Genomic DNA, 16,352 nt, shown 5'->3' with positions numbered 1-16,352 from the left:
AGATTACAGCTTGTCGAGCAGCTTCTTCAGATCCTGGCCTTCGCGCGAATCCTTGTTCTTGTCAGCCCATTTGTTCAACGCATCCTTGGCCCGATCCTGCAGCGTTTTGCGCAGCACTTGATCGACCTGCAGTTGATAATTCAGCTGTTGCCAAGGCCCATAGACCCGCAGCGGGATCGGCGTTTTTTGCAGTTGCTCAATCAGCTCGCCGCGCCCTTGCCAACCGCCGGTGACGCGCACGTTGAGCGCCATGTCGCACTGTTTGCCCGGCATATCGATGCTGCCGGCGCCGGTCAGCGCCAGCAAAGGCGAATCCGCCGTCAGGCCGCTGAGTTTGACCGTGCCCTGACTCAGGCTGGCCTGCGCCGAGACGCTTTTGACTTCGGTATAGCGCTGATAGCTGTCTTGCCCACGTACGCTGTTATCATTACGCGCCACCGCCTGCTGAATCAGCTGCTGAATATTCAGGCCGTGCAACTGCGCATCCTGCATCGCCAGCTGCGCCGTACCGCGCCAGCGGCGCTCAAATGCCTGTGAAGAGAGGCGATCGCCGGTCAGATCCCCTTTCATGCTGAACTTGCCGGTGAGCATCTGCGGCATATCGAATGCCTTGAGCACCGTGCCAAGCTCAACCTGATTCAGCACTGGTTGCACGCTTATCACCGGTTTATTGCCGCGCGCGTCGAGCGTTCCCGGCAAGGAGAAATCTCCGCCGGCCAATTGCCCGGCAAGCTTGTGCAACGTCAGCAGGCCGCGTTGGTTGTCCGCCGTAACGGCCAACTGGGTAACGTTCATACCGCGATAGGTTACCTGTGCCGCCTGCAGGTTCAACTGTGCAGTGAAATCGCGCAGCGCCTCCAGGTTTTGCTGCCGATCGTCAACCTGGCTGGCGATCACCGGCGCGGAAGTCACGGCGGGCTGCTCGGCGGTCGTGGTGCTGGATTGCCAGCCGGAAAGCGCGTCGAGATCGAGGTTTGCCGAATTGAGGTTCACCACATAGCCGGGCACTGCCCCCAGCGTGGCGCTGATATCGCCGGTCAACTGACTGTTATTGGCGCTGACGTTCAGCTGGCTGACGGCAATCTGCGCCGGCGTCTGCTGATAGACCACCTGGGCATTACCCTCTCCCTGAATACCGCCGTTCAGAATATCCGCGCCCGCCAGTTGGTAATTGAACTGGGTCACTTTGGCGCCAATCTGGCGTGGGAACTGCTGCAGATCGACATCGGCCGCCATGCTGAAGGTCAGGTCACGTTGATCGCGGTTGACCCGGCTGGAAAGTTCCAGCTGCGCCTGGCGTTTCTCCGTTTGTTGCAGGGTGAGATTGATATCCCGGACATTGATTTGTTCGTTATCGGCACGCTGCCAAATCAGCAGGCTGTCTACCACCCGAAGGTTATCGATATCGAACTTCCAGGCCGCGTCTGCCGCGTCAGTACCGCTACCGGCGGGTGCGATCGGGGCATCCACCTGCGAGTGCTCTTCACTGTCGGACGTGAGGCGGATAACCGCGTTTTTCAACATCACCTGCTTCACAAACAGCTGATGCGACAGCAGCGGCAACAGTTTGACATCGAGGCGCATGTTTTCCGCACTCACCACCGGCGCTTTGGCACCCGGTGCGGTTAGCGTCATGCGGCCGGCCAAAATGCTGAGCTGCGGCCAGATGTGCCACCGCAGGTCGCCTTCGAGCGTCAGCTGGTAGCCGCTCTTCTGCTCGACTTTTTTGACCATGTAGCCGCGAAAATCATTCGGATTGACCAGCAGTACCAGCGCGGACATCCCCGCCACCACGACCACCAGTAAAATCGCCAATGTCGTCAGTAATCTTCTCATGCCACCCTCTTGTCAGCGCCACACCGACGGTGCATCCCGCGCCGTTAGTCCTTGTCGATTCGACTGGCTACTGCGCCCTGCTGATCGCGATATTTTGCGTCCTGGCGGCTGTTGTATGGCCGGGCCGCCGGGCCGGACAACGGCTCAAAGCTCAAGGCGCCAATCAGCATCCCCGGCCGCAGCGCCAGCGGCAGCTTGCCGGAGTTGTAGAACTCCAGCACGATGCGCCCATGCCAGCCCGGATCGATACGGTGCGCGGTCACGTGCACCATCAGCCCCAGGCGCGCCAAAGAAGAACGGCCGTCGAGCCAACCGACCAGATCGTCCGGCAGCGTCACGGATTCGAACGTCACCGCCAGGGCCAGCTCGCCGGGATGGAGGAAGAACGCCTCGCCTTCCGGCAGGACAATCTCGTCGCTCATCACGCGATCCAGCGCGGCGCTGACTTCGTCTTTCGGCCCGCTAAGATCGATAAAAGGCGCGGTATGGCCACTGAACACGCGGAACTGATTGCCCAAACGGACATCTACTGTGGCCCCGTTGATGCGTTCGAGCGGCGGGCGCGGGGAAATCACCAGTTTCTCGCTATCCAGCCAGGCTTCTATATCGCGGTCGCACAGTCTCATGTCTTTCTTCTCCATCAAAACGCGTCACTAAACAAAAATTGCCACACAACGGGCGAAAGGTCTACGCCGGGGTGCAAATAGTTGGCCGCCGGCCGGAAATACACATTTCCGGCCATTAAGCGGCATTATTCAAAGAATTGGCTGATTTTGGCTTTCAGAATATCGATCGCGATGCGGTTCTTGCCGCCACGCGGGACGATGATATCGGCGTATTGTTTGGAAGGTTCGATAAACTGCAGGAACATCGGGCGCACGGTCTTCTGGTATTGCGCCATCACCGAATCCATCGAGCGGCCGCGCTCGTTGACGTCGCGCTTCATGCGGCGCATCAGGCAGATATCCAGCGGCGTGTCGACAAAGATCGAGAAGTTCATTTCCTGGCGCAGGCGGATATCCGTCAGCAGCAAGATCCCTTCCAGAATAATCACTTTTTTAGGTTCGAGATGGACGGTTTCTTTCTTGCGCGTGTGTTCGGTGTAGCTGTACAGCGGCAGTTCAATCGCCTTGCCGGCCTTCAGCATCTGCAGATGCTGGAACAGCAGGTTGTGATCCATGGCGCTCGGGTGGTCATAGTTGGTTTTGACCCGTTCTTCCATGGTCAGGTGAGTCTGGTCTTTATAGTAACTGTCTTCTGGAATAACGCCGATGTGCTCATCGCCGACCTGCTCGCGGAGTTCGCGGTACAACGTGCTGGCAATAAGGCTTTTTCCGGAGGCAGATGCGCCAGCTATACCAATAATGACGCACTGATGCGGATTGTCAGTCATAAAATTAAAGACCTGATTTCGTAATGTGAAGGGGGGAACTAAAACGCGACAATTATAGGGAGTCGTCGGGGTTTGCGCCACTGTATATTGCGCGACGGCGGGCGAATTCGGGCTATCGCGCCGTATCGGCAACGCGCATTTTAAGAATCTCACGGCTAGGGCAATGCCCGGCAACAGGTTAAACTCCAGCGCTGACTTCTGGACCCCGTAGTCTTTCATCGGAGATTGATGTGCTGGATTGGTATTTTTTGACTTTTTTCGGCGACAGCATGCTGCTGCTACCCTGTGCGCTGATTCTGTTTTTGTTGCTGCTCGCGTCTTCCGCCACCCGCGCGGCAGGCTGGCAGTGGGCGTTGATCTTCGGCTTCACCGGCGGGCTGGTCTGCCTGTCCAAACTGGCCTTTATGGGCTGGGGTATTGGTAACGCAAGTTATGATTTCACCGGATTCAGCGGCCATTCGGCCCTCGCAGCCAGCATCTGGCCGCCGCTGTTCTGGGCATTGACCGGCCGATTTTCCCATCCGGTGCGCAGCCTCGCGCTATTGACCGGGTGGATATTGCCTTTCACCATCGGCGTGTCGCGGCTGGAAATTCGCGTTCACTCGGTATCCGAGGTGATCAGCGGATTGATTTTAGGCTACCTGGCCAGCGCACTGTTCCTGTGGCTGCAACGCGCCAAGGCTCGCCCATGCCTTTCCTGGCCACACCTGGCCATCGCGCTGGCCTTGCCGTTGGCACTGATGGGACAGCGTCAGCCGGCCCCCACCCAGGGGTTGCTGGAACATATCGCCAAAACGCTGGCGCAAATCGAACGTCCTTATACCCGCGCGGATTTGCACAACCCTGTCCGCATCCCATAAAAAAACCCGGCGTTTAAGCCGGGCTCTTGCATTGCCATAGGCAGATTACAGCGCGCGGAACGCAATCTCCGTCGGGATTGCCTCGCCCTGCCAATACATCTGCGCGGCCACGCGGCCAGCGAGCTGACGATACATTTCGGCGAATTCGCTGTCCGGGCGGCTGATCACCGTCGGCGTACCGCGATCCAGGTCTTCGCGCAGCGAGATATGCAGCGGCATCTGCCCCAGCAGGCGGCTGTGGTATTTCTGCACCAGCTTCTCGGCGCCGCCGGTGCCGAAGATCGGCTCATGGTGTCCGCAGTTGCTGCAGATGTGCACGCTCATGTTCTCCACGATGCCCAGCACCGGCACATGCACTTTCTCGAACATCACGATGCCCTTGGCGGCATCCAGCAAGGCGATATCCTGCGGCGTGGTGACCACCAGCGCGCCGGTCACCGGAATGTTCTGCGACAGCGTCAGTTGGATGTCGCCGGTGCCCGGCGGCATGTCCAGCACCAGATAATCCAGATCCGGCCACAGCGTATCCTGCAGCAGTTGCATCAGCGCCTTGCTGGCCATCGGGCCGCGCCACACCATGGCGTTGTCGTCGGTCACCAGATAGCCGATGGAGTTGGTCGCCAGACCGTGCGCCACGATCGGCGCCATGTGCTGACCGTCCGGCGAGGTCGGCCGCTCATGTTCGGTGCCCAGCATATTGGGGATCGACGGGCCGTAAATGTCGGCGTCCAGAATACCGACCTTGGCGCCTTCGGCGGCCAACGCCAGCGCTAGGTTGACGGCGGTGCTGGATTTTCCCACCCCGCCTTTGCCGGAGCTGACGGCGACGATGTTGCGCACGCCTTTGATCCCGGCCTGGCCGTTCGCACGCTTCAGCGTCGTGATGTCGTGTTTCAGCTTCCAGTCGATGGCGGAGGCGCCGGTCACGCGCAACAGCTCGGGGCCGACGCTCGCCTGCAGCGCCTCAAAACCGCTCTGCCAGGCAAACGGCATCGTCAGTTCGATATGCAGTACATCGTCCAGCAACGCGCAGTGATGAATGGTCTTCAATGCGGTCAGGTTGTTTTTCAACGTCGGGTGTTCAAAGGCGGCCAGTACACCGGTCACCAGGGCGCGCAGAACTTCGGGGTTGGTCTGCTCAGGGGATTTTGCGTTCATCCCGGCTCCTTGATTTTGAATGAGTAGCTTCCGGCTAAGCATATCAGAACTGCGCTGCCGCTGGCGCATATAACCTGCAAGAAACCGCCCTAGCAGCGAAGGGCGCGATCGGTTAACATCGAAGGCCCTTTTATTCATTACAGAAAGCAAGTTCTCACTATGGCTCAAGTCGCGAAAAAATTATTGGTGACGTGCGCGCTACCGTACGCAAATGGTTCCATCCATCTCGGCCACATGCTCGAGCACATCCAGGCGGATATCTGGGTGCGTTACCAACGAATGCGCGGCCACGAAGTGCATTTCATCTGCGCAGACGACGCGCACGGCACGCCGATCATGCTGAAAGCGCAGCAACTGGGCGTGAAGCCGGAAGAAATGATCGCGGAGATGAGCCAGGAGCACCAACAGGATTTCGCCGGCTTTGGCATCAGCTATGACAACTACCATTCGACCCATAGCGATGAAAACCGTGAGCTGTCCACCCTGATTTACAGCCGCCTGAAAGAAAACGGTTTTATCAAGAACCGTACCATTTCTCAGCTGTACGATCCGGAGAAAGGCATGTTCCTGCCGGACCGTTTCGTGAAAGGCACCTGCCCGAAATGCAAATCGCCGGATCAATACGGCGATAACTGCGAAGTGTGCGGCGCCACCTACAGCCCGACGGAACTGATCGATCCGAAGTCCGTGGTTTCCGGCGCGACGCCGGTGATGCGCGACTCCGAGCACTTCTTCTTCGACCTGCCGGCCTTCAGCGAAATGCTGCAGGCGTGGACGCGCTCCGGCGCGCTGCAAGAGCAGGTGGCGAACAAGATGCAGGAGTGGTTCGAATCGGGCCTGCAGCAGTGGGACATCTCCCGCGATGCGCCTTACTTCGGCTTCGAGATCCCGGATGCGCCGGGCAAATACTTCTACGTCTGGCTGGACGCGCCAATCGGCTACATGGGCTCCTTCAAGAACCTGTGCGACAAGCGCGGCGATCTGGACTTCGACGAGTTCTGGCGCAAAGACTCCACCACCGAGCTGTATCACTTTATCGGCAAGGACATCGTCTACTTCCACAGCCTGTTCTGGCCGGCGATGCTGGAAGGCAGCAACTTCCGCAAACCGACCAACCTGTTCGTGCACGGCTACGTGACGGTGAACGGCGCCAAAATGTCCAAGTCGCGCGGCACCTTCATCAAGGCCGGCACCTACCTGCAGCATCTGGACGCCGACTGCCTGCGCTATTACTACGCCGCCAAGCTCTCTTCACGCATTGATGATATCGATCTCAATCTGGAAGACTTCGTGCAGCGCGTAAACGCCGACATCGTCAACAAGGTGGTGAACCTGGCGTCACGTAACGCCGGCTTTATCAACAAACGCTTCGGCGGCAAGCTGGCCGACAGCCTGGCCGATCCGGCGCTGTACCAGACCTTCGTCGACGCGGCGCAGAGCATCGCCGAAGCTTACGCCGGCCGCGAGTTCAGCCGCGCGATCCGTGAAATCATGGCGCTGGCCGATCTGGCCAACCGCTACGTGGATGAGCAGGCACCTTGGGTGGTGGCGAAGGAAGAAGGCCGCGACGCCGATCTGCAGGCCATCTGCTCGATGGGCATCAACCTGTTCCGCGTGCTGATGACTTACCTGAAGCCGGTGCTGCCTTCGCTGACCGAACGCGCCGAAGCGTTCCTCAACGCCGAGCTGAGCTGGGACGCAATACCGCAGCCGCTGCTGGGCCACCAGGTGAACGCATTCAAAGCGCTGTTCAACCGCATCGATCTGGACAAGGTCAGCGAAATGGTCAACGCCTCGAAAGAAGACATGGCCGCCGCCAAGCCGGTGACCGGTCCATTGGCCGATGATCCTATTCAGGAAACCATCACCTTCGACGACTTCGCCAAGGTGGACATGCGTATCGCCCTGATCAAGAGCGCCGACTTTGTCGAAGGCTCCGACAAACTGCTGAAGCTGCAGTTGGATCTGGGCGGCGAATCGCGCCAGATCTTCTCCGGCATTCGCTCCGCTTACCCGGATCCGAAAGCGCTGGAAGGCCGCCTGACCATCATGGTCGCCAACCTGGCGCCGCGCAAAATGCGCTTCGGCGTTTCGGAAGGCATGGTGATGGCGGCGGGCCCCGGCGGGAAAGAGATCTTCCTGCTGAGCCCGGACAGCGGCGCGCAGCCTGGCATGCAGGTCAAGTAACCGCGCCGGCGCGTTACACCAAGGGTCGAGCTTGCTCGGCCCTTTTTTAATGCCTCAAACCCGACGTTATAAACAGTAAGAAAAAGTCATAACCGCTCTGATTCCCTCGCCTGCCGCATCTCGCTATGATGCTCCTCAACAACAAATAGACGTCCAGACAGAAAGACTGCTATAACAGACCTTCACCGGGACCGTTTACCCGCTTTTTTGGAGCCGATAATAATGAAAAATCTCAAGACTTCGCTGCTCGCCCTCAGCCTGTTGGCCGCCCTGCCGCTGCAGGCGGCGGAAAACGCCGCCGTGCCGGCCGCCATCGCTCAGCATCAGGGGCCGGTACGCATCGCGGTGATCCGCAACCTCGGATCCGACGACAACACCACGCAATTTTTGGCGGGCGCCATTCAGGAAGGACGTAAGCTGGGCTTCAAGGTGGACTCCTTCCTCAGCAACGGCGACGACGCGCGCTTCCAGGACTTCGTCAACCAGGCTATCAGCCAGAAATATGACGGCATCATTCTCTCGCAGGGGCGAGCCCCCTATTCCACCGAATTGGTCAAACGCATCGCGGCGGCCGGCATCGCCGTCGCGGCTTTCGATACCGACGTCAGCGGCAGCGTTCCCGGCGTCACCGTCTCGCAGCAGGACGACGCTTCGCTGGCCAACGCCTCCTTCGGCCAGCTGGTGAAGGACTTCAACGGCCAGGCCAACATAATCAAACTCTGGGTAGCCGGCTTCCCGCCGATGGAACGCCGCCAGGCCGCCTATCAGCAGCTGCTGAAACAACATCCGGGCATTCACGAGCTGGAATCGATCGGCGCGGTCTCCTCCGACGTACAGGGCGATACCGCCAATAAAGTGGGGGCGGTGCTGGCGAAATACCCGAAAGGCAAGATCGACGCCATCTGGGGCACCTGGGACGCCTTCACCCAGGGCGCTTACAAAGCATTGAAAGAGAACGGCCGCACCGAGATCAAGCTGTACAGCATCGATATCTCCAACCAGGACTTACAACTGATGCGCGAAGCCGGCAGCCCGTGGCAGGTCAGCGTGGCGGTGGATCCGAAACTTATCGGCGCAGTCAACCTGCGCCTGGTGGCCAACAAGATCGCCGGGGAAAGCACGCCGGACAGCTATCAGTTCAAAGCGACGGTCATTCCGCAGGCGCTGTTGCTGGCGCAGCCGGGGCCGGTCAACGTCGCCGGGCTGGCGAAGATCATCCCCGGCTGGGGCAGCAGCAGCGACTTCGTGCAGCCGTGGTTCGCCACGCTGCAGGCCGAACACGGTAAATAATGCTGTTTTTGACGAGGCTGCCGACGCAGCCTCTGTTTTTAAACTAATTTTCGGCTTTCCCCTTCCGTCCTCGCCAAAATACGCTATGTTATCTGCATTGCCCAATAACTGTATGCATACACAGGCTTCGAATGAAGGGATTTCCCTCGCTGATTAACATGCTGCTGGCCAGTTCGCTGGTGTTGACCATCGGCCGCGGCGTGACGCTGCCGTTCATTACCATCTATCTCACCGAGCATTTCCATCTGCTGCCGAAGAGCGTGGGCGTGATCCTGGGCATCAGCCTGACCCTCGGCATCCTTGCCAGCCTGTACGGCGGCTATCTGGTGGACAAATTCAGCAAGAACCGCCTGATCCTGCTGTCGATTTTATTGTTTGCGCTGAGCTTCTTCGCCCTTCCCTGGATCCCGCGCCCCGGCGGCGTAATCGTGGTGCTGGCGATCCTGCATACCTGTTATTCGGTGCTGAGCATCACCATTAAGGCCTGCTTCGCCGACTGGCTGCCGGTCGAGCAGCGCATCAAGGCTTTTTCAATCAACTACACGCTGGTCAACGTCGGCTGGGCGATCGGTTCTGCGCTCGGCGTTCTGGTAGCCGGGCTTAGCCCGCTGCTGCCGTTTTACCTGTCGGGCGGGTTGGCGCTGGCGACGGTAGCGGCACTCAGCCTGCGCTTGCGCGGCCGGGAACAGCGCGCAACGCCAGCCGCCGCCGCACCGGCAGCGCTCCCCAACTTCCGCCAGACGGTGACTATCCTGCGCAGCGATCGGCGGCTGATCTACTTCACCCTCGGCAGTACCCTGGGCGCCGTCGTGTTCGGTCAGTTCACCGGCTATCTGTCGCAGTACCTGATCACAGTCTCCAGCGCCGAGTTTGCCTACAAAATCATCGGGCTGGTGATGATCGTCAACGCCAGCATCGTCATCGCCCTGCAATACCTGCTCAGCCGCGGCATGCGTCAGGAAAATATGCTGCGCTGGCTGGCGCTGGGCACGCTGTTTTTCATCGTCGGGCTGCTCGGCTTTATGATGGCCGGCCAGGTGGTCTGGCTGTGGCTGGCGGCGATGGCGGTGTTTACCCTCGGCGAAATCATCGTTATCCCGGTGGAATACATGTTCATCGACTTTATCGCGCCGCCGCACCTGAAAGGCAGCTACTATGGGGTACAGAACCTCAGCGCGCTGGGCGGCGCCATCAACCCGGTGCTGTGCGGGGTGCTGCTCAGCTATGCTGCGCCGCCGTTGATGTTCGTGATGCTGATCGTCGCCGCGCTGCTCAGCCTGCTGTTTTTCTTCCTCGGCCACCGGCTGGCGGAACACGCGGCGATAACCGCCGAAGATACACGCTAAACCCACGCGTACCAGCTATTGCGGGCTGTCAACCCGCCGATCGGGCATGGCATCCATAGCGAGAATTCATGGTGCGATCTGTGGCATGGCTCACAGTTTAATTGTATGATGAATGCATCAGTTAAACGGGAAAAGACAATGGCCAACGTGCTCACACTGTGCTGGAAATACCTGAGAGCCCTGCTCCTCATCTACCTTTGTCTGTTCGTCGGCAATGCGCTGGCGGCGCTGCTGCCGTTCGCCATTCCCGGTAGCATCCTCGGCATGCTGCTGCTGTTCGCCCTGCTCTCTACCCAGATTATGCCGGCCAAATGGGTTAAACCCGGCTGCCATTTGCTGATCCGCTACATGGTGCTGCTGTTCGTGCCGATCGGCGTCGGGGTGATGAAATACTACGACCAGATCGTCGCGCATCTGGGCCCGCTGGTTATCTCTTGCCTGATCAGCACGCTGATGGTGCTGGTGGTGGTCGGCTATACCTCACACTATTTTCACCGCGAGCGCCGCATCGCCGGCAAGCCCGATGACACGGAGGGCAACCCATGATCCATGAAATCTGGTGGTCGCTGCCGCTGACGCTGGCGGTCTATTTCGCCGCGCGCTGGCTGGCGCGCAAGCTGAACATGCCGCTGCTCAACCCGCTGCTGGTTTCCATGGCGGTGATCATCCCGCTGCTGTTGCTCACCGGCATCCCCTATGAGCGCTACTTTCAAGGCAGCAAAATCCTCAACGATCTGCTGCAGCCGGCGGTCGTCGCGCTGGCCTTCCCGTTGTATGAGCAGCTGCACCAGATCCGCGCGCGCTGGAAGTCGATTATCGCGGTGTGCTTCATCGGCAGCCTGACCGCCATGATCAGCGGCGGCGCCATCGCCCTGTGGCTGGGCGCCACGCCGGAAATCGCCGCCTCTATCCTGCCGAAATCGGTCACTACGCCGATCGCCATGGCCGTCGCGGACTCGCTCGGCGGCATTCCGGCGATCAGCGCGGTCTGCGTCATTTTCGTCGGTATCCTCGGCGCCGTGTTCGGCCATACGCTGTTCAACCTGTTGAAAATCACCACCCACTCGGCGCGCGGTCTGGCGATGGGTACCGCATCCCACGCACTGGGCACCGCACGCTGCGCGGAGATGGACTACCAGGAAGGCGCTTTCGGCTCGCTGGCGCTGGTGATCTGCGGCATCATCACCTCGCTGCTGGCACCGTTCCTGTTCCCGGTGCTGCTGCACCTGTTCGGTTGAACAGGGTGAAACTTGCGATACATCTCGCATTTATGTATCTCATTGCATTAATTTCACCAATTAAGAGACATTAGTCACACTTTAATGTCTCTGGCCTGCCTAGAATGTTATCCCGTTAACCTGTAGAGAGACTTTCTATGCATCCGCGTTTTCACACCGCGTTCAGCGCACTGCCTGCGACACTGCAATCCGCCCTGCGGCCCTATCTGGACGCGCCTGACTTTCCGGCGATGTTCACGGCCGAGCAAGCGGCGGCGATCCGCACAGGCTGCGGGTTGGACGATGACGCGCTGGCATTCGCGCTGCTGCCGCTGGCGGCGGCCTGCTCGTTAACCCCGATATCGCACTTCCACGTCGGCGCCATCGCGCGCGGGCAAAGTGGCAACCTCTATTTCGGCGCCAATATGGAATTCAGCGGCGCACCGCTGCAGCAAACCGTGCATGCGGAACAGTGCGCGGTTACCCATGCCTGGCTGCGCGGCGAGCCGGCGCTGGCCTCGGTCACCGTCAACTACACGCCGTGTGGCCACTGCCGTCAGTTTATGAATGAACTGAACAGCGGCGGCGAGCTGCAGATCCGTCTGCCGGGCCGCGCGCCGGCCACGCTGGCGGACTATCTGCCGGACGCCTTCGGCCCGAAAGATCTGGATATCGCTTCGCTGCTGATGGACAAGGTCGATCACGGCCATCGGCTGGCGCTGGACGATGCGCTGACGCAGGCGGCGCTGGCGGCGGCCAATCAGAGCCACGCGCCGTACAGCAACGCTCACAGCGGCGTGGCGCTGGAAACGCAGGACGGTAACCTCTACACCGGTCGCTATGCGGAAAACGCCGCCTTCAATCCGAGCCTGCCGCCGCTGCAGGCCGCGCTGATCCTGCTGAACATCTCCGGCGGCGATTGCCTGAACATCCGCCGCGCCGTGCTGGTCGAGCCACAGGAGGCAATCCTCAGCCAGTGGGACGCCACCCGCGCCACGCTGGCGGCGCTGGGCTGCCAGAACGTCAGCCGCGCCACCTTCTGAATGCGCAACGGCGGAGCCACCGGGTTCCGCCGTTAACAGCCCCGCCCGCCAAATACAATGCCCCGACGCCGCCAGAGACACTTTCTTTAGTTAAAAAATCATTTGATTGTCGATAATTACGCCAACCTGGTTCATCATCTGGCAACAAATGCTGTACATCTTCTCTTTATCTCTTAGGATCGTCGGCAATAAAGTTATCTGATACGTGAAGAGTAAAACTGATGGAACTAGAATACGAAAGCAAACGCCCGCTCTACATCCCTTACGCCGGCCCGATTCTGCTGGAATTTCCGCTGCTGAACAAAGGCAGCGCTTTCACCGAGGAAGAACGTAGCCACTTCAACCTGCACGGCCTGCTGCCGGAAGCGGTGGAAACCATCGAAGAACAGGTGGAACGCGCCTACCGTCAGTACCAGGATTTCAAGAACGACAACGACAAGCACATCTACCTGCGCAACATCCAGGACACCAACGAAACCCTGTTCTACCGCCTGCTGGACTCGCACCTGAGCGAGATGATGCCGATCATCTACACCCCGACCGTCGGCGAGGCCTGCGAACACTTCTCCGATATCTATCGCCGCGCGCGCGGGCTGTTCATCTCCTACCCGAACCGCGATCGCATCGATGACATGCTGCAAAACGCCACCAAGCAGAACGTCAAGGTGATCGTGGTCACCGACGGCGAGCGTATCCTTGGCCTGGGCGACCAGGGCATCGGCGGCATGGGCATCCCCATCGGCAAGCTGTCGCTGTACACCGCCTGCGGCGGCATCAGCCCGGCCTACACGCTGCCGGTGGTGCTGGACGTCGGCACCAACAACCCGCAGCGCCTCAACGATCCGCTGTACATGGGCTGGCGCCATCCGCGCATCTCCGGCGAGGAGTACCACGCCTTCGTCGAAGAGTTTATTCAGGCGGTCAAACGCCGCTGGCCGAACGTGCTGCTGCAGTTCGAAGACTTCGCGCAGAACAACGCCACCCCGCTGTTGAACCGCTATCGCGACGAGATCTGCTGCTTCAACGATGACATCCAGGGCACCGCCGCGGTCACCCTCGGCAGCCTGATCGCCGCCAGCCGCGCCGCCGGCAGCCAGCTGCGCGATCAGACCGTCACCTTCCTCGGCGCCGGTTCCGCCGGCTGCGGCATCGCCGAGCAAATCATCGCGCAGATGAAGTCCGAAGGTTTGAGCGAAGACGAAGCGCGCGCCCGCGTATTCATGGTCGACCGCTTCGGCCTGCTGACCGACAAACTGCCGAACCTGCTCGATTTCCAGAGCAAACTGGTACAGAAGAGCGACAACCTGACCGATTGGGAAACCGCCAGCGACGCCATCTCGCTGCTGGACGTGGTGCGCAACGCCAAGCCGACCATTCTGATCGGCGTGTCCGGCCAGCCGGGGTTGTTTACCGAAGAGCTGATCCGCGAAATGCACAAGCACTGCGAACGCCCTATCGTGATGCCGCTGTCCAACCCGACCTCGCGCGTGGAAGCCCGTCCGGAAGACATCATCAACTGGACCGACGGCGCCGCCCTGGTGGCGACCGGCAGCCCGTTCGCGCCGGTAAGCTATAAAGAGCAGCTGTACCCGATCGCCCAGTGCAACAACTCCTACATCTTCCCGGGGATTGGCCTCGGCGTGCTGGCCTCCGGCGCCACCCGCGTCACCGACGCCATGCTGATGGCCGCCAGCCGCGCGCTGGCGGACTGTTCGCCGCTGGCCACCGACGGCCACGGTGCGCTGCTGCCGAATATCGACGATATTCAGGGCGTATCGAAATGCATCGCCATGGAAGTGGGTAAAGCGGCGCAGCTGCAGGGCGTGGCGATCGTCACCTCCGAAGACGCGCTGTCGAAAGCCATCGAGCACAACTTCTGGCGGCCGCAGTACCGCAGCTACAAGCGCACCTCGTTCTGAATTAGCCAGGCCTATCGCGACCTTCCCTGCATCTGTAACGATAGGCCTGCAATTTTTATTGATCATCACCGCCCGTCTAAGGATTTTCTTACCAGGCTATAAGCCTGAGTGCCGGGCAATTATTGCTCTCACTGTCTTTCACGCATGCATTACGTTTGCAATGTCGGCGATCTCATGTTTATAGATGCATTTCAACCACCTCACAAGCAAACTTCGCGGCTCGCTCTGAAGCAGTTCACCGTCAATCTCAACCTATTCTGATAATGCTCTCAGCTTCTACAGAACCCTTGAAAAATGTGACTCGCTATGTCTAAATAGCCAATAAATTGTTTTCTTAAGGCATATGATTTTGAAAAATAAAAAAGTACATTATTCTCTTGAAAAGACTTTGCACTTTTTAACAATATTTCGAAGTTGATGGGTATTTGAAATTTTCTTATTAGCGGCACTCTTATTCTTTAAATGTGAATATTATTTTCAGGGTCTAAATTAGTTTTAAGGTTTTTTATGAGCGCATCAAGTAATGCAAAGTGGGTAACTCTGTCACAAATGGGTAAGGTTTTCACCCAGTTAATGAGCATGCTCGTTCTGGCAAGGCTGATTCCTCCAGGGGAATTCGGTTTAATGGCCATGGCTTACGTAGTGATTAACTTTTCTCTTTTGATCAGAGACTTGGGCACTTCTGCGGCCATCATTCAACATCGTGAATTAAAGAACAGCACAATTAACGCCATTTTCGGTCTCAACATTACAATGGGAACAGTAATCGCCATTGCAATTGTAATTTTTTCACCGCTAATCGCGCATTTATTCAAGGAACCTCGATTAGTCGACGTCTTGCTTCTCCTGTCTATTTCCTTTCCTATTGCCAGCAGCGGCTCTACTCACCTAGCGTTATTGGAAAGAAATTCAAAATTCATGACAGCTTCTTTGATTGAGTTGTCGGCAGGTATTATATCGCTTATCGCTGCGATTATACTGGCATATATGGGTGCTGGCGTTTATAGCCTTGTCATATCAAACTTACTGACAGCAATTATATCAACGACCCTACTTTGGATAAAAAGTGATTGGCGCCCAAGCATAAAGAAAATTTTCAACAAAGATGAGTTGAAGTTGATTTTCTCCTTTAGCAGTAATCTTACATTATTCAACTTTGTCAATTATTTCTCTAGAAACGCCGACAGCATACTTATCGGCCGCTATATGAGTGCCAACGTTCTCGGCTCTTACTCTCTGGCCTACAGAATCATGTTATTCCCGCTTCAAAATTTAACATTCATCGCGTCCCGATCTCTATTCCCCATAATGAGCCGTCAGCAAGATAATAAAGCAGAGGTCAAAAAACTATTTCTGAAATCGATTGATGTAATCACATTCCTTGTTTTTCCTCTGATGGTAGGTCTGGCAACGTTACGAGAGCCGTTCTTTAATATTGTTTTCGGACCTGAATGGGCACTGAGTGCAACGATTATGCTCTGGTTAGCACCAACAGGTATTGTCCAAGCAGTGACCAGTTCTACTGGTGCAGTTTTAATGTCCAAAGGACGTGCTGACATATTGCTTATGTTGGGAGTCCTTGGAGCATTTCTATTGCTAAGTGCATTTACCATCGGTGTACGATACGACATTATTACGCTCACCATGCTTTATTTCGTTGCTAACGTAATAAATTTCATTCCGGCAATGCTTATTACAATGCGGTTGTTGGGAGGTAACCTCTTCGAGGTCATTGTCCGTCTCGTTGGACCTGCATTTTGTTCAGGAGTCATGTTCGCAGCACTCTACTGGTTGTTACATTTCTCTCATTTAAATATTGCGGTAAATAGTGTACTTTCGTTGATTGGCGTATCATTATTTGGTGCACTTGTTTATTTCATCGCATCAGTGCTATTTTTGCGTGACCGAATTAGTCACTTCAAGAAGCTTGTATTAAAGAAGGTATGATTTAACTCAAGCAGGGTCGGAGCCTACTTCCTATCCTGCTGCCTACAGTCTATAGAATAAATCCGTCACTTCAGAGTCATCTAATTATAATAAAGGGTGTACCAACATGCTAAGCCACCTATAAAACTCGGTTACGCATTCATTTTTATGTTTAAA

At 57.5% G+C, this 16,352-nt stretch carries 13 protein-coding genes; 9 read left to right on the top strand and 4 right to left on the bottom strand.

The window, feature by feature from the left end; translation table 11 throughout:
- Positions 1-3: 3 nt before the first annotated feature.
- From asmA to udk, 3 genes are all read right to left on the bottom strand, one after another.
- Entirely contained in the window at positions 4-1,836 is a 1,833-nt protein-coding gene (gene asmA, locus ACJ8HT_RS13585; RefSeq protein ID WP_197652120.1) for an outer membrane assembly protein AsmA, read from the bottom strand.
- A 44-nt stretch (positions 1,837-1,880) separates the two neighbouring features.
- Entirely contained in the window at positions 1,881-2,462 is a 582-nt protein-coding gene (gene dcd / locus ACJ8HT_RS13580) for a dCTP deaminase (protein WP_019454407.1), read from the bottom strand.
- Positions 2,463-2,587: 125 nt separating this feature from the next.
- Entirely contained in the window at positions 2,588-3,229 is a 642-nt protein-coding gene (udk, locus tag ACJ8HT_RS13575; protein WP_004938922.1) for a uridine kinase, read from the bottom strand.
- A gap of 230 nt (positions 3,230-3,459) precedes the next feature.
- Here udk and ACJ8HT_RS13570 point away from each other — a divergent pair, with 230 nt between their 5' ends.
- Positions 3,460-4,089 (top strand): phosphatase PAP2 family protein, encoded by a 630-nt coding sequence (locus ACJ8HT_RS13570; protein WP_197652121.1) that lies wholly within the window; start codon positions 3,460-3,462, stop codon positions 4,087-4,089.
- A gap of 45 nt (positions 4,090-4,134) precedes the next feature.
- Here the strand turns inward: ACJ8HT_RS13570 and apbC are convergent, their stop codons facing one another.
- Positions 4,135-5,247 carry an iron-sulfur cluster carrier protein ApbC gene (gene apbC, locus ACJ8HT_RS13565; protein WP_197652122.1) on the bottom strand — a complete coding sequence of 371 codons (1,113 nt, stop codon included), beginning with the start codon at positions 5,245-5,247 and terminating at the stop codon, positions 4,135-4,137.
- A gap of 159 nt (positions 5,248-5,406) precedes the next feature.
- Here apbC and metG point away from each other — a divergent pair, with 159 nt between their 5' ends.
- The 8 genes from metG to ACJ8HT_RS13525 all read left to right on the top strand — a co-directional run bounded on the left by metG (position 5,407) and on the right by ACJ8HT_RS13525 (position 16,196).
- The gene (gene metG, locus ACJ8HT_RS13560) at positions 5,407-7,434 is read left to right on the top strand and encodes a methionine--tRNA ligase (RefSeq protein WP_033637732.1); all 2,028 of its coding nucleotides are present in this window, start codon (positions 5,407-5,409) and stop codon (positions 7,432-7,434) included.
- A gap of 222 nt (positions 7,435-7,656) precedes the next feature.
- The gene (locus tag ACJ8HT_RS13555; protein ID WP_197652123.1) at positions 7,657-8,724 is read left to right on the top strand and encodes a sugar ABC transporter substrate-binding protein; all 1,068 of its coding nucleotides are present in this window, start codon (positions 7,657-7,659) and stop codon (positions 8,722-8,724) included.
- A gap of 131 nt (positions 8,725-8,855) precedes the next feature.
- A complete protein-coding gene (locus ACJ8HT_RS13550; RefSeq protein WP_197652124.1) occupies positions 8,856-10,070 on the top strand; it encodes an MFS transporter in 1,215 nt (404 codons plus the stop codon).
- A gap of 138 nt (positions 10,071-10,208) precedes the next feature.
- On the top strand, positions 10,209-10,616 hold the full coding sequence (locus ACJ8HT_RS13545) for a CidA/LrgA family protein (protein WP_049199025.1): 408 nt from the start codon (positions 10,209-10,211) through the stop codon (positions 10,614-10,616).
- Positions 10,613-11,308, top strand: coding sequence for a CidB/LrgB family autolysis modulator (locus ACJ8HT_RS13540; protein WP_019454415.1), 696 nt, complete (start codon positions 10,613-10,615; stop codon positions 11,306-11,308). The genes ACJ8HT_RS13545 and ACJ8HT_RS13540 overlap by 4 nt, the downstream gene beginning before the upstream one ends.
- Positions 11,309-11,445: 137 nt before the next feature.
- A complete protein-coding gene (gene cdd / locus ACJ8HT_RS13535) occupies positions 11,446-12,330 on the top strand; it encodes a cytidine deaminase (protein ID WP_194572100.1) in 885 nt (294 codons plus the stop codon).
- A gap of 221 nt (positions 12,331-12,551) precedes the next feature.
- Positions 12,552-14,249 carry an NAD-dependent malic enzyme gene (locus ACJ8HT_RS13530; protein WP_049199018.1) on the top strand — a complete coding sequence of 566 codons (1,698 nt, stop codon included), beginning with the start codon at positions 12,552-12,554 and terminating at the stop codon, positions 14,247-14,249.
- Between the two features lie 507 nt (positions 14,250-14,756).
- Positions 14,757-16,196 (top strand): MOP flippase family protein, encoded by a 1,440-nt coding sequence (locus ACJ8HT_RS13525; RefSeq protein ID WP_197652125.1) that lies wholly within the window; start codon positions 14,757-14,759, stop codon positions 16,194-16,196.
- Positions 16,197-16,352: the final 156 nt, after the last annotated feature.

This window comes from Serratia sp. CY44782 (genome assembly GCF_052168715.1).
In the GTDB taxonomy this organism is placed as follows: Bacteria; Pseudomonadota; Gammaproteobacteria; order Enterobacterales; family Enterobacteriaceae; genus Serratia; species Serratia nevei.
The sequence above is the reverse complement of the archived record's forward strand: the minus strand, read 5'-3'. Positions and strand labels throughout refer to the sequence as shown.